This window comes from Agathobaculum butyriciproducens (assembly GCA_003096535.1).
In the GTDB taxonomy this organism is placed as follows: domain Bacteria; phylum Bacillota; class Clostridia; order Oscillospirales; family Butyricicoccaceae; genus Agathobaculum; species Agathobaculum butyriciproducens.
The window spans coordinates 1-18875 of record QEKJ01000025.1; the positions used below are offsets into that span (position 1 = coordinate 1).

The window sequence follows — 18875 nt, forward strand, 5'->3', positions numbered from 1 at the left end:
CGGCTGCCCCGGCAGGAACTTTTCTCTTATTATAGCACCAATCTTGTGAAATCACAATTTATTCTTGTAGCCTGCCGCTGATACCGTCTGGATTGTGCTTTTCCTTTCGTTTTTTGTTCCAACTAATTAGCCATGAACTGCTTAATGCCCTGGCTCTTTGCTGATGTGTGATAAAGAAGTAGTAGAAGTGTAAAAAATTTTGCCGTTCCTATCCGGCGTTTGCGCATTGCGCCGGATAGGTCGGGCGGTCATTCGGGCAGGTCTACCTTGCCAACGAAAGAGTAATAAATATCAATGTCCTGTCTGCGTGTGCCGTTCTCGTCATAGCTGCACTCATGCACAACGATTTTCTCCACAAACTCACGCAAAAGGGTAGGGGTAAGTTCTTCAAAGCTGGTGTACTTGCGGACAACATTCATAAACTTTTCTGCGTTTACCGTGGCTTCCTGCGCTTTGGAAAGCTCTGCCCGGATAGCGGCGGCTCTCTCTTTCAGTTCTTTCTGCTCGGCTTCATAGTCTGCCGACAGCTCCGTGAAACGCTCGTCTGAAATGCGCCCGGTCACGCTGTCCTCATACAGCCGCTTGAAGATAGCGGATAACTCGCTGATACGCTTCTCGGCGGCTTCCAGCTCCTTTTTCCTTGCGGCGTTCCTGCGCTTGCCCCCGTCCTCGTTCTGCTCGATCAGCAGCTTCATAAACCGGGCTTCGTGCTTCGCTGCATAGCTGGTGACTTTCCGCAGATTGTCGGTCACTCCGGCGGTCAACAGGTCGGTGCGGATAAAGTGCGCCGTACAGTCACGGGTACGCTTCTTGTAGCTCCCGCAGATATAACAATCCTGCTTGCGGGTGGCGTTCTGGTAACGCTGCTGGTAAAGGACGCTGCCGCAGTCGGCACAAAAGAGTATGCCGGAGAATAAGCCCACTTCATCATAGCGGTTCGGGCGTTTGCGCTGCTTGCGTAACTCCTGCACACGCTCCCACATCTGGGTGTCAATGATAGGCTCATGGTGGTTCTCGAAAATCGCCTGTTTCTCAATGGGGTTCTCTACGCTGTGCTTGGTCTTGTAGGACGGCTTCTCCGTCTTGAAGTTTACCAGACAGCCCGTGTACTCCCTGTTTTCAAGGATATGTACCACGGTATTGGTCGCCCACTTGCACTCATAGCCGGGGTGGTAGCGGCGGGTGCTTCCCGTCCGACGGTATTCCAGCGTTCCCGGCGTGGGGATCTCCTGCTCTGTGAGCATACGGGCTATCTTGGTCGGCCCGTTCCCGGCAAGGCACAAGCTGTAAATCTGCCGCACAACAGGGGCGGCTTCCCCGTCAATGATAAAATTTTCGTCCTCGTCCATAAAGTAGCCGTATACGGGTTTGCTCGTGACGGGCTTCCCGCTCATACCCTTAGACCGTTTTACTGCTTTGATTTTCTTGCTCGTATCTCTCACCAGCCATTCGTTAAAAATGTTCCGCAGAGGGGCAAAATCATTGTCGCCCTGTGCGCTGTCCACTCCGTCATTGATAGCGATAAAGCGGACGCCTTTCTGTGGGAAAATCATTTCCGTATACATTCCCACTTGCAGATAGTTTCGCCCTAACCGTGACATATCCTTGACGATAACGGTGCCGACTTTTCCGGCTTCAATGTCCGCAAGCATGGCTTGAAAACCGGGTCTTTGGAAGTTCGCCCCAGAATAACCGTCATCTGTGTACCATTGCAGATTGGAAAAGCCGTTCTGCTTCGCATAGGTTTCAAGAATACGCTTCTGGTTTGAAATAGAATTGCTCTCACCTTGCAGCTCGTCCTCGTGGGATAATCTCGGATAAAGGGCGGTAATAAGGTTTCGGGTGGTCTGTCTTAACATAGTGTCCTCCATTTCCGACAGCCAGCCCCACTATTCCGTATGACTATCATACCACACGCCGGGGCTGGCTGTACAGTCCTTTCTGCTTCTTTACGTCCCGTCAAATTGCCGATTTTTGTGTAGCAGCTTCCGCTTCCAGCACTTTCAGCATTTTATCGGCGGCGGTGGCGGTGGTGTCCTGCTTGAAATAGCCGGAAACGACAAGGACAGAATTACCTATGCGGATTTCCGTCACGCAATCCGGGCGGCGGGTGCTGCGGTCATTCTTTGGGGTGTTGGTCATAGGCGGCTCTCCTTTCTGTTCATCAGCTTTTTCAGTTGTCCCATTTTCTCCTGCGCCGTGGCTTTTCGGAAGTTGCTCCCGGTAAAGCGGACAGGAGAACACATTTCAATCAGACGGTCATAAATGCGGGCGTGGGCGGTGTCCTCCGGGTGCTGCAAGTCCTCCAGCGTGAGATTAGTCGTGACGATCAGCGGCCTGCCGCTGCGGTAACGGCTGTCAATCACGTTGTAGACCTGCTCTAAGCCGTATTCCGTTCCCCGTTCCATTCCAAAATCGTCAAGGATAAGCAGCGGGAAGCTGCAAAGTCGGGAGATATATTCATTCCTGCCCTCAAAGCTGGCGGCAAGGTCACCCAATATCAATGCAAAGTTTGTCATGCACACGGGGATTTCACGCTCCATAAGGGCATTTGCGATACAGCCCGCAAAATAGCTCTTGCCTGTGCCAACGCCGCCCCATAGCAGATAGCCAATGTTGCGCTCTTTCATGGTTTCCCAGTTCTCCACATAGAAATGGGCGTGTTCCATTTGCGGGCACTTGCCGTTGTCGTTCTCAAACGTCCAGCCCTGCATAGCCGGGTCTGTAAAGCCCCGCCGCTTCAACCGCTCGACAGTTTCAAGGTGACTGCGCTGTTTCTCTGCGGCTTCCCGTTCCTCACGCTCTGCCCGCTGGCAGTCACATTCTGCCGGGTGGCGGTCACGCCCCAGCCATGCGGCGGTTTCTTTGGGGAAATAGCCCTCTTTGGGCTTGTGGCACTTCCCGCAGTATAAAAGCCCGTCCTCGCCGGTGTAGTCCTCCGGCTCCGGCGTGGTGTCGGTCATATTCAAAATCATTTCATCAAATCCATTCGTCATAAGCTCTCGCCCTCCTTACAGGTATAATCGGGTATGCCCTTTTTCGGGGCTTTCTTGGCTGCGTCCTCCTGCGCCCACTTGAAAATCGTGGCTGCATGGCTCTTGTATTTCCTCCCGCTGGAAGCGATATGGCAGGATAGGCGGTCAATGTAATACTCCCACTTGCCGGGAAGCTCTGTTTTCAGCCCGTCAAGCTCCGTATCGGAAAGAATGACATTGTGGTATCTGCCATAGGCGGCGGGGGCGGGGTGTCCCGTTTCTAACTCTCTCTCTTTTTCTATTTCTATATCTATCTCTTTCTCTATCTCTATCTCTGGTGGACAAATGTCCGCTCGATATGGTGGACATTTGTCCGCCCCTGTCTGCGGCAGGGCTTTTTGTTCCTGCAAAGCCAGCCGCGCCCTGCGCTTGCGCTCCCCCTCGGTAGAGGACTGGCCGATTAAAAGCTCAATGTTGCTCATGTAGAGTGCGCCGCTTGGCAAAGGCTCCACAAGCCCCAGCTTCATAAAGATTTTCAAAGCTCTCTCTACGGTACCTACCTGCTGGCGGGTAATGGTCGCAATCATCTGGGCGGTGTAGGGGATATTCTCGTCAAGCTGCAATTTCCCGCCGTTTTTCAGCGATTTCAAGTACAGCTTCAAGAGAATGTTGGAATAGATAACGCCGTCCTGCATACTTTCCAGCAGAACGATTGCATCATCGTCAAAATAGCTCTCTTTCAGCTTGAGGTAGTAATATTTGCGGTTATCTGCCATAGGCTGCGTCCTCCTTTTTCCAGCGTTTGGAATAATAGCGAGGGCATAGTATGATAACCGCCCGGAAGCTCTGTTTGCAGTCACGGGTGCAGCCCCGGCATAGGTCGTTGTAAGTGATACGGTTGCGGTGGTTGAGGAAGAAAGACCATTCCAGCCGCCGCTTCTTGCTCATTCTCGGCAATGGTAAGCTCCTTTCTGCCGTTCCTATCGGTGTAGCGGGATAGGGGGCATTTTCTGTATGTTCTCGGTATCATTTTCGGGCTTTTTCTGCCCTGTAAGCCCCGTTTGGAAGTCGGGGAGTATTGCGGTAAGGGTTCATATCATACCTGTATTTTTGTAGGGTTTCGGTATCATTTCGGGGCGGTCTTTAACGCTCCTGTTCACGCTTTTTCTGCTGGCTCGGTGCGCCCCTTAAAATCTGGTCGATATTGCGTCTGACTGTCTGAAGCTCCTGCGCCCGCTGGCGTTTCTCCCGGTAGTCGTTATATCCGGCGTTCTTCTGGACGGTAAGCTGCTCAATCTCCCTTTGCAGGGCTTTGCTGGCTGGCAGCTTGGTTATTCCATGCTCCCGGAAATAACGGGCGGCTGTGTCCGCTATGATAAAATCGCTTTCGTGCTGTTCCCGGTAGGCTCTCCGGGCTTTCTCCGATTTCTGCGCTTTCAGACCGTCACGGGCGGGCTTCGTGCCGATATAGCCCAAAAGGTTGCGCTGCAATTCCTTTTTCTCCCGGATAGCGGCTTCCAGCCCTTTCAGTCCGGCAAGGCTCTCCTGCGTGGCGGTGTTGGCTGCGGAAATGGCAGCGTCCAGCTCGTCCGGGGAAGAAAAGCCATACTGCTGGTAGAGCATGAGGGTAGCCGACATCTGTTTGAGGTTGTGCATGGTCGCCCACTTCTCATAGCCCCGTCCTTTCCCCTCGGCTCGCTTGGCGGCTATGTCTACCATGCGCTGTACAGCGTCATTGTTCGGGGCGTTTTTCGCTTCTTTTTTCGTCCGTAAGCGGTCTTTGATACTGCCGGGGTATTCCGCTATGGCTGCGGGTTTTTCGGCGGCTCTGGCGGCGTTCTGCTCCAAAACGGAGAGGACAGCAGCCCGGTCAAAATCGTCCCCCAGCTTCCGGGCGGTAATTGGCTTCGTCCTGTCCGGCGTGAGGTAACTTAGCCGCCCCCGGCTCTCCTTGACGGTCACACCATGCCGGAGAAGCAGGGCGGCAAACTCATCAAAGCCGGAAGCAGCGGCAAGGGCTTCCCGGATAGTCCGGCGCAGCTTCGCCTTATCCGTTTCAAACTTGGTCTGCCGGGGCGCGATACCGTCCGCAGCAATAGGGGCGTTGGCTCTGTCAAGGGCAGCCTGTCCTTTCTTCTGCGCCCAATACTCACGCTCGGTAATGCGTTCTTTGCTGCCGTTCAAAAGGTCTATCTGGTAAAGCCCCTCGCTGTGGCACATCTCCATGACTTCGGCTTTCAGATAGTTCATAGCTGCGTCCGTACAGCGGTGCTTGCAGCCTGCTTTCCTGTCCGCTGGCCTGTCCATGTGGGGCAGCATGGGAACCTCCGCAATCCGCAGACTGTTAATGACGATATGCACATGGATATTTTCGGTGTGGCTGTGTCCGTCCGGGTGGGTGCAGACAAGGGCCTGGTGTCCGGGGAAATGCTCGGCGCAGAACTTCTCGCCCAGCTCCTGCGCCCGATCAACGGTCAAGCCGTTGTCCGGGCCGTCCCGTGGGTCAAAGCTGATGATGTAGTGGTGGCTCTTTACGTCCTCCCGTTTCTGGTTCTTGCCGTAGCGGAGATTGGAGCGCATACAGGCAACGGCAAAATCCTCCCCGCCACAATTCAGAGAGGATATGCGGTAGTCTACCCTCGGTATGAGCCGCCCGTCTGCGTCAAGGGTGGGCTTCATGGTAAACTCGTCATGCTCGAATGTGAGGTATTTTTCAGCGTCCCCGTAGTTGGCATTTTTAGAGCTGATATGTTTGAGTATCGCCAACGGCTTCACCTACTTTCTGCAAGACTTCAAACTTCAAGGCGGCAAGGTCGGCGGCGGCTCCCCGCACTTCCTTTTCCAGCCCCCGGTAGGGGCTTCCGTATTCGTTCAGGCTCCGGGCAATCTGGTTTAAGTTGCCGCCGATTTTCCCGTACTCTGCCGTGAGCTTGGAGAGGGCGGCAAGCAGCCCGTCATTGACCGGGGAAACGGTGACAATGGGGCGTATGGTCGCTTTCCGTATGGCTTGCCGGATAAACTCGGACTGGCTGATTTCATAAGCCGCCAGCCGCCCGGTGAAGTCGGCGTATTCTTCATCGGTCATGCGGGTCTTTACCACATGACGGCGGTGGGGCGTATTGTATTTTTTTCGCATGGTCTGTGACCTCCTTTCTCGCCCGACAGGGCGCATAGCAGGGTTTGGGGAAGGCACTCCCCAACAAGATTCCCGCAGGGGCAAAAATAAGCGGAGAGCGAATTTTGGCACCTCGGTAGAATCTTGCTCTGAAAAACTCCGGCGTTCCCCGGCTCCCGTCCTTTCCGCTAACAAAACGTTTCAAAAGGGCTTTGCTACCCGCTATTCCGGCTTATCTTGAAAATTTTCCTTTCACTACCTACAACACCACGCAAAGCAAAATGGACGGAGATTTTTAGAATTTCCCCTCTATTCCCTACAACACCACGCAAGCCGGAATAGGCGGACAATGGCAGTATTTTTTTCTTTGATACCCTCTACGGATAAGTAAGGGATTTTGCCAACTGCGGCGGCTATTTTCCCTTTTGTTTTTTCATACTGGGGATTTTCAAAAATGCCAAACAGGAACGAAAAAAAGCAGCAAATCTGTTGAATAGATTTACTGCTTTCTGGTTGCCGGCGAAGCGGCGGTTATTCAGTTGTAGGCGGTAGGGCTATCTCCCAAAGCGGAACTTGAAAATAGCTGTGAGAAGCGTCTGGGTGATGTAGTCCTCTGTATCTTGGTCTACCCGTCCATTCACACGGGCGGCACATTGTATGCGGCGGCGGTAATACTGCAATACAGTTCCCACCGCTTCCGGCTCCCCGCTGGCGGCTTGGACGATTGTTTCATAGGGGAGAAGCCTATTATTTCTCATATGCCATTCCCTCCATTTCCGCTTGGAGCTGCCGTAGGGCTTTTCGGATATGGTTCCTCCTCTCTGATGCTGATTTTATCAATGATATTTCGCAATAGCCAGCAATGAACGTTTGCATTGCGCAAGATGTTACATTATCTTCTGAAACATATGCCGGATCTTGTCTAAACGGCTGTTCGGGCGGCGTGGCTGGATGACTGGCTTGCCGACAGCGGCCTGATACCCTTTCAGTTCTGTAAGGCATACGCTCTGCCCGTTGGTGTAAAAGGCCAGATCAGTACGGTATGCCTGTATACAGCGGGCGGGAATCTCGCCAGTAAAGACAACTTCATCCTTTTTTACCTGGACCGTTTCGATGGTGGCACAGTATTTCGGTGCATCATGATAAGCCCTGGAAAGATATTCCCGGGGCGCATAGAGGGTGAAGGAGAGATAAGGTTCCAGCAGTTGCGTCCCTGATTCCTTCAATGCCTGTTCCAATACAATCGGGGCCAATGAGCGGAAGTCCGCCGGCGTGCTGACCGGACTGTAATAAAGCCCGTATTCAAAGCAAATCTTACAGTCCGTTACGTTCCAGCCGAACAAGCCCTGCTCCAGCCCGTAACGGATACCATCCCTGACAGCGTTTTGAAAACTCTGGTTCAAGTATCCCAGCGAAACCCGGCTCTCGTATTGTACACCGGAGCCAAGCGGGAGTGGTGTAACAGACAGTCCGATGGATGCCCAAAACGGGTTGGGCGGCACCTCGATATGGATGGTGTGGCTGGCTGCTTTGAGCGGCCGCTCCATATAAATGACGGTGGGTTCCTTTACCACTGTTTCAAGCTTGTATTTTTCCGACAGCAAAGCGGAAACAACCTCCAACTGCACCCGGCCCAAAAAAGAAAGAATGATCTCATGGGTGATGGAATCCACCTCGCAGCGCAAAAGCGGGTCAGTATCCGCAAGTTGCGTAAGAGCGTCCAGCAGCCGTTCTCTTTGCGCTGCCGTTTTCGGCGCAATCGACGTCCGCAGCATGGGGAGGGGGTCCTCACGCCACCTTTTACGAGGGAGCCGGGTTGGGTCCCCTAATACATCGTTTAACCTCACGCTGTCGCTGGGAAGGATAACAATTTCACCCGGATAAGCGGTGTCTGTCCGAACAATTTCCCCTTTGGATGGAATACGCATCTCTGTGATTTTCAGCTTTTCTCTCCCGGCCAGGGCCACCGTATCCCGCAGGCGCAGCGTTCCGCTGTATAGCCGTAGATAGACACGCCGCTGGCCGCAATCTGTATACTCCACCTTGAAAACGCTGCCGCATAGGGCGGCGCTCCCCTGTTCCCCAATCGGTTGGAACAGCCCTGTCACCGCATCCATCAACGGTTGAATGCCAAGGCCCTTTTTGGCGCTGCCATAATAGACCGGGAACAGGGAGGCGTCTTGAACCCGCCGCTGTTCCTCCCGCACAAGTTTTTCCCGGCTGATTGGTTCTCCTGCGATATACTTTTCCAATAATTTATCGTTATTTTCGATGACCGCATCCCATGCTTCTATGTCGGTATTTTCCTCCAGGACTATTTCCGGGGACAGCGACACCGTCTGCTTGATGATAATATCGGCGGAGAGCTTATCCCGAACAGACTGAACCACGCTCTGCAAATCAACGCCAGCCTGGTCGATCTTGTTGATAAAGATAACGGTGGGAATGTTCATTTTCCGCAGGGCATGGAACAGAATACGGGTCTGGGCCTGCACGCCATCTTTAGCGGAGATCACCAAGATGGCCCCATCTAAAACAGCCAAAGAGCGGTACACCTCCGCCAAAAAATCCATGTGGCCGGGCGTATCCACAATGTTGACTTTACATCTGTGCCACTGGAAGGAAGTGACTGCCGCTTGAATGGTAATCCCACGCTGCCGTTCCAAAATCATAGTGTCTGTTCTTGTAGTTCCTTTATCCACGTTTCCTTGTTCCGCAATCGCTCCACTGGTGTACAGCAGGCTTTCCGTCAATGTTGTTTTTCCTGCGTCTACATGGGCGAGAATTCCAATATTGATTATTTTCATGTGATTGTCCTCCTTTTACAGCCCCAAAAGGGCATAAAAATCCCCAGCAGTAAAATACTTTTACCACTGGGGATTATAATTTGCGGACATACACATATACAGCATACACCTGTTTGTGATTGCTGTTTTTCGGATATGTCAAAATTGATAAGGCAAAAGTATTCTTAAATTGGGTACAAAAAACCAAGCCCCCACAAAAGGGACTATCATAATCCTTTGTTCCCACTATTTGATTATAGTTTTATTTAAGAATACCTTGCCGCATATTTTTTACTCCTTTTTTGGAATGATGCTATTATATCACATTAGTTTTAGGAAAGCAAGTACCTAAAAGAAATTTTTCTTCCCCTTATATGTAACAATCATACCGGCTTCCTAACGTTCAGAATGGTTTCTACTGTCTGCTGCGGTGTTTGGTTGGAATTGTCCAGCCAAAAGCCGATCCGTGGTGTTGTCTGCATTTTACTAAATACAAATTCAATGTATACAGAAAGAAATATATAAGGAGTGGGAGGGATTCCGCCGTAGTCGGCATTGTAGGAAAATCCAAAAGTTTAGATTTTCTCAAAATGCTTATCTTTTGGTCTTTGGTTCGGAATAGTGTAGTGCTGGCGGTCTATCTATTGTTTTCGGTTGCTTGCTTCTTTACCGTACATGAGCATTTGCCGCGGGGTTGTCGGACCCGTAACCTTCCAGCAGGTTGATGACGCCCCACACCGCCAGACCAGCGCCCAGAGCCATGACCAGAATCTTGAGAATGTCGATAGCAGAGTTGAAAAATTCCATATACGTTCCTCCATTTTGTTTGTTGGTTTTGGGTACAAAAAAAGCCGCCCACATTGGCGGCGCTTCGGGCCATCATGGCCCGAAGTTACACAAACTCGTCGCTGTCCAGATCGTCAAAATTCAACAGGTCAGCTTCTTCGTCTGTGTCGGAGCCGTCCACCTCGTACACCGTGTATTCGTCCTCCGGCTTTAGTCTCAATGGCCGGTGGCGGAACAGGCTTTCCAAGTGGAAGGCGTTTTTCTTTTTGTCAAACTCGGCTGTGTACTTGTAGTTGGGGTGCTTTTTCAAATCGTATTTGGGAGAAAAGAAGGGCGGAAGCCCTCGAAGCTGCAAGATGCACTTGTCTCCCGGCATGGTGGTGATCTCGCTGGTCGTCATCAGCTCCCGGCCAAGCCGCTGCATATTCTGGCTGTAACTCTCGGACTGACCCCGGCTGCGGCCTTCGGTCTGCATGGAGATAGTGGCCTTGCCCAGCCAGTTTTCCGAAATATCCTTTAGGGTGGAAGCCTCCCGGCCTCCGAGGAACACGATACTGTCCATGTTTCCCATGATGGTTTCGGAATGGTCCTTGTACAGCGCCTTGCATTGGCTCATGGCCTGATAAAAGAGCGTCAGGCTGATCTCCCGGGAACGGATAACGGCAACGATTTTTTCCAGCCCCGGCACCTGTCCCGTGTTGGCCGCCTCGTCCCACAGCACCCGTACATGATGGGGCAGGCGTCCGCCATAGGTGTTGTCGGCCCGTTCACACAGAAGGTTGAACATCTGCGAGAAAGCGAGTGCCACAAGAAAGTTATAGGTGGTGTCCGTATCGCTGATAAGGAAAAACAGCGCCGATTTTTCATCCCCCAGCCGGTCAAGCTCCAGCTCGTCATAGGACATGATCTCCCGAAGCTGGGGAATGTCAAAGGGGGCAAGTCTGGCTCCGCAGCTAATCAGTATGCTCTTAGCTGTCTTGCCGCTTGCCAGCTTGTACTTCTTATACTGCCTCACAGCGAAGTGCTGGGGACTCCGGCGCTCCAGCCCGTCAAACATATAGTCCACCGCGTTTTTGAAGGTTTCATCATCCTCCCGGACTTCCATGCTGTTTATCATTTCCACCAGCGTATTCATGTTGCGTTCTTCCTCCGGCCCCTCAAATACGATGTAGGCCACAAGGGCGCAGTACAAAAGGGTTTCGGCTTTAGTCCAGAACTCGTCGCCCTCCTTGCCGTCGCCTTTGGTGTTGGCAATCAGGGCGGTAACGAATTTCAGCACGTCGCTTTCCGTTTTGATGTAGGCCAGCGGATTGTAGTGCATGGATTTGGAGAAGTCGATACTATTGAACACCCGCACCTTATATTTCTCCCGTTGCAGGAACCGTCCGCATTGGTCGAGGGTGCCGCCCTTCGGGTCCACCACCACATACGAGGAATGGGCTTGAAGGAGCTGCGGGGTCAGCCAGAACCTTGTTTTGCCCGAACCGGACGAGCCGATAACGCAGGCGTTCAGGTTGCGGGCGTTGGCGGGTATCTTCGGGCGTGTGTTCATGGTAAGGAACTCCGTCCCGGTCAGAATGACATTGTTCTGAAATTTGGGGTCTACAAACGGCTTTATATCCTCCTTTGTTCCCCAGCGGGCGGTGCCGTACTCCGCATCCCGCCGGAATTTCTTTGCCTGCTTGATTTTGGACTGTATCAGCAGATACACCCCAGCCGCACCGGCGAGGCCCACCAGCAGGTCAATGCCGCCCAGTCCCGGCCAGTAGGTTTCAAAGGCTTTGGGGAAGGTGTCGAGCATCCCCATGAGCTTTGTCCCGAAGTCGGCACCGGACGCGATACGGTAGGCCGTCCCGATTTTGGAGAAAAACCAGAACACAAAGAGGTACGGCAGGTTGGGGAGCACATATTTTCTGATCTTGTCACTCAACGTCTGTCCTTCACCGCCTCTCTGGTCCGCTGCTTCTCCTTCGGCTTTGTCCTGATCTGCTCTGTGAGCTTGCGGAGCTGGCCGAGGATAGAAGCCTTGTCCTGGTCTTTGTTCAGCACCTTTGTACTGTATTTCTGGAAGGCCGCCGTGATGGCGTCCGCCTGATTGGCTTTGAAGAACAGCAGATAATGGCCGGGGCTCACTTTATGGAAAGCGTAGTCCACATGGAACTCCTTCGCTATCCGGTCAAAATCCTTTGGCGCGCCCACATACTGCATGGCGTTTTTACCGCCGTAGTGGTTCATCAGCTTTTTCACGCTCTGGCGGCCCTGCGGGGTCAGCGCCTTCCGGTGGTGCTTTTGCAGCGCCCGAACCACCTTGCCAAGAGCGGCGGCCAGCACTTTTCCCGTCAGCTTTGCCGTCTTGATCGAAAGGGCAACTGTTTTTTGGTTTACTTCTTCCTGCATAAAACCTCCTTTCCGTCAGGGCTTCCGGTAGACGGGAGGCCCCCGTACACTCCGGGGCAACAGAAAACCTCGGGCCAATGTGGCCCGAGGCTTACCGCTCGGCATCCCTGCCGGACGGAGCTTTCTTTTCCGGCTCCGTCTGGACTTTTTCGCCCTGTTCCCGCATAGTCTGCAAGATAGAGGGCTTCTTTTGAAGCTGGGAGGGCTTTTCGCCGGACAGCGGCTTGATACATTCCAGACGGTCAGCCGCCCGGATGGCGTTGTCCGTGAGCTGCCGCTGCCATGCGCCCACGCTGGGAGCCCAGCGAAAGCCGTTGCTTTTCAGCTCGGCCCGGGTGTCCGCGTCAGGCTTTCCATCAAAGAACACCTGCAAGCGGTTGTCCTCCCGGTTCATTTCCACACGGCCCCCGTCAAACTCCCAGCCGGAAAACTCCCGCTGCGCCTGTTTGGAAAGCTGTTCGATACGGGCCTTTACCCGGCGGATCTCCGCGTTGTTGTTGGTAAGCTGGTAGCTTTCAAAGGGCCTCGGGTCGCTCCGCCAGCTTGACGCCATGCTGGCTTTCAGCTTTTCGATCTGGTCAGGCGACAGCAGCGCACAGCCGTCCAGCTTGCCATGCTTGCGGTAATAAGCGTTGACCTCCTTCATAATGAGCTGGGAGCGTTCCAGCCCATCCAGCTTTTTCTGGAGCTTTTCAATGGCCGCCGGGTCATCGGCGCTGATACCGCCCATGCCGGTACTGCGTATCTTATCCAGCAGCCCTTGAATATGCCGCCATTCCTCCATGTTGCTGTCCCGCGCCCGGTTCTGTTTTTCTTTCTTTCCCACCGGGAAATTGGAAGGCCCGGCGATCAGCACAGAAGGAACTCTTGCGTCAATGGCAAAGCCCTGGTTCATGTTTTCGGCCAGCTTGCGGGCGTAGGTGTCTAACAGATGGTCGATCTTCTCATGGTACATGGGGTCCACCCGGGATTTTTGCTGTTCGGCTATGGCTGCGGCCTTGTCTACCATTGCCCGGTATTCCGCCGTTGCGCTCCCTTCCTTATAGTCGCAAAAGCTGTTCATTTCCTTTGCCCGGCGGGCGGCCCCTTCATTGATGGGGTAATAGTTGATGGTATGCACCTCCTTCATGCTTCGGGCCATGTTGGCCCGAAGTCTTACCGTTCCTCATGGGAAGGCCCCGCCTTGTCCTTTTGCGGAACGGGCGGGGCCTCTTGAAACCGTTTGAGTGCGCCGAGAATGGAATGGACGGGCTCGGCCTTTTCGGGATAGGCAAATACCCGGTGTTCCGGCGGTATGTCCTGCGTCCCGTGGTAATGCTCCTTAAAGCCCACCGGGTCCGCCGCCACATAGCCGCCGGGAGCGAATACGCCGCCCTCGTTGATACGCATATCCCGTCCGTATGCCTCATAATCGAAGTAGCCTTGAATGTGCTCCGGTATGTCGATGGTCCCCAGCTCGTCGGCGTACAGATGGCCCAGCCCTTCATCATCGGAAATATCCGGGTAAAAGCGGTAGAGGTCAAGGTTCTGCGTCAGGTTGATTAGGTCCTTCACGCTGCCTGTGTGTTTTCCCAAGACAAGAGCGGCCTCAAAGGTTTCCAATCCGCCCTTGTCCCGTACTTCCAGCAGGGCATGGCCCAGCTCGTTCAGCTCGTCGATGTTCTCGTACTCGTCCAGATAGTCGTACAGTCCCAGCACATCGCTGTCAAAGCTGGTAATAAACACTTCGCTGTACCGCTTTCCGTCTATCCCGATTTTGGCAAGGGCAGCCTGTACCTCCTGTGTGGTCGTGGGAAAATGTACCGTTGTTCCCACTTCAATCCCCATCATGGGGTACAGGGCCGTGTTGGTTATATAGGCTTCAAACATGGGCTCAATCCTCCTTTCCGTCCCTGTCTGCCAGCACTTCATAAATCCCGGCCATGATGTAATCGGCGCAAGGGAGAGCAATCGCATTTCCCAGCGCCTTGTAGCGTTGCAGAGGCCGGATTTCCTCGCCGTCCGCCCCGTACTTTGTCCAGCCCTCCGGCAGCCCCATCAGCCGCTCACTTTCCGTTTCCGTCAAGAAGCGGATACAGCCGCCGTCCGGGTCGCCCTCGTACCAAAAGGCGAAGGGCGTCACGTCGCTGGCTAAAAGAGTGGGAAAAGGGTCAGTTGGTAATCCGAAGCTGTTTCGGAAGGCGGTTTCTTCCTGCCTTTTTGCCGCTCCCCGCATACGGAAGCATTGAAAGGGGTGGATGACTGGTATTTGCCGCCCTGTTTCAAAAGAAGATGTTCGATCTCCTTCGGCGGCGGTCCGCCCGCCCTCTCGGCAAGGCGGAGGAAGTGGGAGCATTGGACGGGGCTTAAATAGTATGTCGGCGGCACGTTTGCCTCTAAAATCCGCCACGATGAAAATTCGCTGCCTTCGCGCCAGCCTTCGGGAGCCTGCCCAATACTGGGCGTCCATGAGCCGCCAGCACACATCAGGCGTTCCCCCTCGCACCATTCCGGCGTTTCCCCATCTTCCAGAAGGAGGCATTGGAACTTCGGTGTCCGAGAAGGCGGATAGGACGGCTCTAAAATCCATCCGGTCATTTGTAGAAAACGCTCCCATGACGTTTTCCCAAACAGCGATAGCTGGATATAGGTTATCAGTGGCATCCCTCATTTCCTGTATGATACGAAACGCCTGATAAAACAGGCTGGATTTTGCCCCGGCAAGGCCGGAGCGGTTGCCGATCAGAGAAAGGTTCTGACAGGGAGAGCCGAAGGTTATCACATGGACAGGCGGGATTTTCCCGCCGTCCACCTTCGTAATGTCCCCCAAGTGCGCCATATCGGGAAAGTGCCTTTTGGTTATGGAGATCGGCGCTTTTTCAATCTCGCTGGCCCACACCGAACGGATACCGCAGCGGGAGGCCGCCAGAGGGAAAACGCCTATCCCGTCAAAAAGGCTCCCCAGCTTAATGTCCGGCATGGCCCGGGCCGCCGTGTCCCTTCACGGCAAGAACCCCGTCCAGCGTAGTAGCCGCGATACCCAGCCGCCCGGCAACCGCAATATCGTTTTTCACATCCTCGTCCACCGCACCGCCGCAGACGATCAGGGTATGGGAGCGCCGCAGCATATCCCGGCGCATATCAATCCCGGCCTTATGTTCCTCGGGAACGCTGTCATTCAAGAACAGCGGAAGATACAAAAGCGGGCAGATGGGGGAAAAGCCCGCCTCATAGGCAAGACGGCAGTAGTGGGCCGCCAGCTCCATATCAATATCCGGCTCACCGCTCCATGCGGCGGTCAGATAGGCCAAAGGTCGTTTCATTGGTTCAACCTCCATTTCTTTCTGATTTGCGGAAAGCAAGGTTTCGCCCAACCCCTCCGCCCCTTCCCCCGGGAAGGGGGACGGCTCTGGAGAATTTATATCCCCGTCGCTTGTCCGGGAAAAAGCATAACCGGGAGAAATCCGTCAAGGGTGCCTCTGGCACCGCCTGCGGCGGCGTTGCCCTTGACTGATTTTCCCGGCTATGCTACGGAATAACTGGCGACGGGGAATAATTTATATCTCCAGAGCTTCGGGGCGCGGGGCAGCGCCCCGCAATCCTCGGGCCATCTTGACCCGAAGTTTCGGCTTACTTTTCCGGCTCGGTTTTCTTCTCCGGCTTTTCGTGTTCTTTCTGCTGGCCCTTCCAGTCGTCCAGCAGCTTGATGATCTGGTCTTTCATTTCCCTCGGCGTGGTTTCCTTGCCGAAGTATTTGCTCAGTTCCGCACCCGTCAGAATCACTTTGTCTACCTCCTTTTTGTCCTCCATCATAATGCCGTCGATCACATCCCCGTTGAGCAGCTTCTTTTCGTCCAGCTCCCGCATACGCTTTGCCTGCGCCTGCGAAGGCGAGGACTGCTGGCTGTCGATGGCGACGGCGATATAGTTCTGGTTCTTCTTGCCGATGTAGGAAAGCTCCACCGCCGTAGTGAAGCCCAGCTTTTTCTCGTCCATCAGCTTCATCAGGTCGGGGACCAGCTCATTCAGCCGGATATACCGCTGCACCTGCTTGACGGCCATCTTGTTCCGCTCGGCCACGATCTCGTTGGAGCGTTTGCCTGCGTCCTTCGGGTCAATCTGGCCCGAAGTTCGGGAGCCCTGGTGCTTGATGGCCTCAAGCTGCATTTTCAGAGCTTTGGCCCGCTCGCTGGGGAGAATTTCTTCACGCTGGTTCAGATTGTCCTCCACCATCTGCGTGATGGCTTCATCGTCCGTCAGGTTGCGGACGATACAGGGCATATCCGCATATCCGGCAAGCTCGCTGGCCTTCTGGCGGCGGTGGCCGGACACGATCTCATAGCCGCCATCCTCACGGGGACGGACGATAGCGGGCTGGGTAACGCCCTTGTCCTTGACGCTGGACACCATAGCCCGCATTTCTTCATCGTCCCGGACCTCAAAGGGATGGTTTTTGAAGGCGTGGAGCTCGTTCAGCTTGATATATACGATCTGTTCCTCGCCACGGCGGGGAGCCTCCTTCGGCCCCTCGGGTTCCTTCGGAGCGGGAGCGGCCTGCACCGTGGGAGCCGCTTTTTTCTCCGGTTTCTCTTTGGGGGCCTTTTCCTGCTTTTTCTGTGCGGGGGCTTTGGGCTTCGGAGCGGCGGCCTTGTCCTTATCCTCTTTCGGAGGACGGCCCCGACGCTTCGGCTGCTCGGGCTCTTTGGGCTTTTCCTGTTTTCCTTCGGCCTTTTTCGGAGCCTCCGGCTGCTTTTCCGGTTTCTCCGTTTTTGCCGGGGCAGGCTTTTCCCCGCCGGAAGCTGCCGCTCGTTCCTCGGCCTTCTTTCCTTTCATAATTTCAGCGAAGTCATAGACGGACACCTGCGGGCTCTTTGCCTGCTGTTCCGTCTTTTTTTCGGCCTCCGGGGGAATAGACGTTTTCTCCGGCTCGGGCGGAGTTTCTTTGCCCGGGCCGGTATCCGTTACCGGCTGCTCCGGCATTTTCGTGGTTTTATCATCTGCCATAAGCACTTACCTCCTGTTTTTGGGCGTAAAAAAAGGGGCTCAACTTTTCAGTCAAGCCCCGTGGGAAGTTCCTCCTTTCTCCGCCAAGATACAAAAATACCGCCCGTAGTCTCGTTTGGGCGGTACTTTGTGTAAGATTGGCAGTCCATTATTAAGTTTTTTATTATGTTCCCTTTGTACACCGTTGCAAGCGTTGACCAAGTACCGTTCATCATAAGATACATCAGAGAAAACACACATAATATGGCAATGCCGCATATTGTGATTCCGGTACCTGTATGAAGCAGCCCTATATTGATAATGGACAGGAGCAATCCGGTCCACGCAATCGTTGCATATACTTTCGGAATAATACCTCGGTGGTATTTACGTGCAGTGTTAATTGATTTTTCCGAGCACTCCTGCAGTGCCTTAACATATGGTTCATGCGCCTTGGTGCGGCTTTTCTCCTTGATGCGCTCAATAGCACGCTGTACTTGTTCCGGAATGCGAATATCCGTATTCAAGTAAAGCGCTTTGCACGCAGCATCGTCCTCGACGGACCAGATTTCATCCAGGCGTGCATTGATCTCGTTAATTACGATCTGCTTATTCTGCTCCTGTGCATCATAGGCCTGTATTGCTTCGATATAGTTATTGCAGGTCACTTCATTTGCGTTTTTCAGATCAGGACAAAGTCGATGCAGACAATCGACCTCAAGTTCATCGAGTACGCATGTTTGCGGAACATTCAGATCCGCCATGATCTTCAAGATTCTGCTTTTCGCCTGCAATGCACGTTCTTCACTTTTCTTGTCTTCATCGGTATATTCTTTTCGGAGCAATTCCTCTACGCAGTCATAAATACCGATGCCGAAATCAGTCGAAGCACGGAGAATATCACGGCGGTTTTCGGGGTAATTACGAAAAATGTATCTCTGTAAATCTTCATTCCATGGGCAAAGTTCAAATGCCTGTTCCAGAAGCTCAGCACGTTTATCCGGCAGCTGTTTAGCGTTGGTAAACAGTGCATTGGCACGTTCTTCATCAAAGCAGAACTTGAAATAGCCCGGCTTGGCTGTGGTCAGCAGTTGGATATGATTATCGAAGAAAGTACGCATATCTTCGTATAGGCCGTTGAGCAGTACTGCATTTGCGGATTTGTACAGATCGGATTTTGCGTTAGATGCATCTAATGCAGAGGACAGGTTTCCTGCGGAATTGACGAGATCGTGCCCAAAGCCAGATACTGCGTTGAGTGCACCAGCTGTTGCAGCACCTTTTAATGCACCACCCAGTCCAAATCCGCCACCACGCCAACGTCCACGCGAAGCCTTGCGCGCTTCACGATACTCCTTTTCTGCGTGCTGTTGCTCTGTGATAGCGTCATATTGCGATTCAACCGTATCAAGGGCATACTGCGCACCTGAAAAGCTAAGACATTTGCGAGCATACATATCCGCAGTCATATCGTAGATACCGCATTCCTGCAATTTATGAAACTTATCCGATACCAAAAGTTCGGAATATGCCGTGTTTACAAAATCCACAAAATTATTGATAACATTTTGAATTGTGTTCTGCTCTTTATACCACGCTTGAAACTCCTGTGAAATTCGTAGTTCCACAAACTCGTAATTAACTTTTATCTCATATGCGCGCTCGGCTGCGTCATCGAATACAATGTTCTTACCGAATAGTGTGTATTTCTTCATCTTGTTATCCCCCTATGATGATGCGTACCTATATTCATGAAGTGTGATGCTATTATAAAAGTAGACACGGAAAGGTAGAAAAAAGTCTTTCTGGGAGTTATCATAAAGACGAGTATTCTACCAGAAGGGAGACGGTCTT

The 18875-nt window shown here is 53.2% G+C and carries 17 protein-coding genes and 1 pseudogene; all 18 read right to left on the reverse strand.

Annotated features, from left to right (window positions below):
- Positions 1 to 248 precede the first annotated feature (248 nt).
- The 18 genes and pseudogenes from C7386_RS12285 to C7386_RS12380 all read right to left on the reverse strand — a co-directional run bounded on the left by C7386_RS12285 (position 249) and on the right by C7386_RS12380 (position 18736).
- Positions 249 to 1859, reverse strand: coding sequence for a recombinase family protein (locus C7386_RS12285; protein ID WP_002605633.1), 1611 nt, complete (start codon positions 1857 to 1859; stop codon positions 249 to 251).
- Between the two features lie 100 nt (positions 1860 to 1959).
- Positions 1960 to 2142 (reverse strand): transposon-encoded TnpW family protein, encoded by a 183-nt coding sequence (locus C7386_RS12290; protein WP_002605634.1) that lies wholly within the window; start codon positions 2140 to 2142, stop codon positions 1960 to 1962.
- Entirely contained in the window at positions 2139 to 2996 is an 858-nt protein-coding gene (locus C7386_RS12295) for an ATP-binding protein (RefSeq protein WP_002605635.1), read from the reverse strand. The genes C7386_RS12290 and C7386_RS12295 overlap by 4 nt, the downstream gene beginning before the upstream one ends.
- Positions 2993 to 3751, reverse strand: coding sequence for a phage replisome organizer N-terminal domain-containing protein (locus C7386_RS12300; RefSeq protein ID WP_002605636.1), 759 nt, complete (start codon positions 3749 to 3751; stop codon positions 2993 to 2995). Before C7386_RS12300 ends, C7386_RS12295 begins: the two co-directional genes overlap by 4 nt.
- The gene (locus tag C7386_RS13630; RefSeq protein WP_006058351.1) at positions 3741 to 3932 is read right to left on the reverse strand and encodes a hypothetical protein; all 192 of its coding nucleotides are present in this window, start codon (positions 3930 to 3932) and stop codon (positions 3741 to 3743) included. Before C7386_RS13630 ends, C7386_RS12300 begins: the two co-directional genes overlap by 11 nt.
- 186 nt (positions 3933 to 4118) lie before the next feature.
- Positions 4119 to 5741 (reverse strand): relaxase/mobilization nuclease domain-containing protein, encoded by a 1623-nt coding sequence (locus C7386_RS12315; RefSeq protein WP_002602093.1) that lies wholly within the window; start codon positions 5739 to 5741, stop codon positions 4119 to 4121.
- On the reverse strand, positions 5713 to 6111 hold the full coding sequence (locus tag C7386_RS12320) for a plasmid mobilization protein (RefSeq protein ID WP_002602094.1): 399 nt from the start codon (positions 6109 to 6111) through the stop codon (positions 5713 to 5715). The genes C7386_RS12315 and C7386_RS12320 overlap by 29 nt, the downstream gene beginning before the upstream one ends.
- A 533-nt stretch (positions 6112 to 6644) precedes the next feature.
- Positions 6645 to 6848: a helix-turn-helix domain-containing protein gene (locus C7386_RS12325; RefSeq protein WP_002602095.1), complete on the reverse strand. Its 204-nt coding sequence runs from the start codon at positions 6846 to 6848 to the stop codon at positions 6645 to 6647.
- Positions 6849 to 6977: 129 nt separating this feature from the next.
- Entirely contained in the window at positions 6978 to 8897 is a 1920-nt protein-coding gene (tet(W), locus tag C7386_RS12330) for a tetracycline resistance ribosomal protection protein Tet(W) (protein ID WP_116705649.1), read from the reverse strand.
- Positions 8898 to 9554: 657 nt separating this feature from the next.
- Positions 9555 to 9683: pseudogene (locus C7386_RS12340) on the reverse strand (Maff2 family mobile element protein); the annotation flags it as partial.
- 85 nt (positions 9684 to 9768) lie between these two features.
- Complete coding sequence (locus tag C7386_RS12345; RefSeq protein WP_087214637.1) at positions 9769 to 11592, reverse strand: VirD4-like conjugal transfer protein, CD1115 family; 1824 nt, start codon at positions 11590 to 11592, stop codon at positions 9769 to 9771.
- Complete coding sequence (locus tag C7386_RS12350) at positions 11589 to 12059, reverse strand: PcfB family protein (protein ID WP_087214635.1); 471 nt, start codon at positions 12057 to 12059, stop codon at positions 11589 to 11591. Before C7386_RS12350 ends, C7386_RS12345 begins: the two co-directional genes overlap by 4 nt.
- 91 nt (positions 12060 to 12150) lie before the next feature.
- Entirely contained in the window at positions 12151 to 13188 is a 1038-nt protein-coding gene (locus tag C7386_RS12355; RefSeq protein ID WP_437124101.1) for a DUF8626 domain-containing protein, read from the reverse strand.
- 26 nt (positions 13189 to 13214) lie between these two features.
- Positions 13215 to 13928: an antirestriction protein ArdA gene (locus tag C7386_RS12360; RefSeq protein WP_021419863.1), complete on the reverse strand. Its 714-nt coding sequence runs from the start codon at positions 13926 to 13928 to the stop codon at positions 13215 to 13217.
- A gap of 4 nt (positions 13929 to 13932) precedes the next feature.
- Complete coding sequence (locus C7386_RS12365; RefSeq protein WP_116705651.1) at positions 13933 to 15018, reverse strand: DNA cytosine methyltransferase; 1086 nt, start codon at positions 15016 to 15018, stop codon at positions 13933 to 13935.
- Positions 15005 to 15361 (reverse strand): DUF7768 domain-containing protein, encoded by a 357-nt coding sequence (locus C7386_RS12370; protein WP_036744842.1) that lies wholly within the window; start codon positions 15359 to 15361, stop codon positions 15005 to 15007. The genes C7386_RS12365 and C7386_RS12370 overlap by 14 nt, the downstream gene beginning before the upstream one ends.
- Before the next feature lie 307 nt (positions 15362 to 15668).
- Positions 15669 to 17048, reverse strand: a complete 1380-nt coding sequence (locus C7386_RS12375; protein WP_116705652.1) for a ParB/RepB/Spo0J family partition protein — start codon at positions 17046 to 17048, stop codon at positions 15669 to 15671.
- Between the two features lie 41 nt (positions 17049 to 17089).
- Entirely contained in the window at positions 17090 to 18736 is a 1647-nt protein-coding gene (locus C7386_RS12380; RefSeq protein ID WP_116705653.1) for a hypothetical protein, read from the reverse strand.
- Between the last annotated feature and the right edge of the window lie 139 nt (positions 18737 to 18875).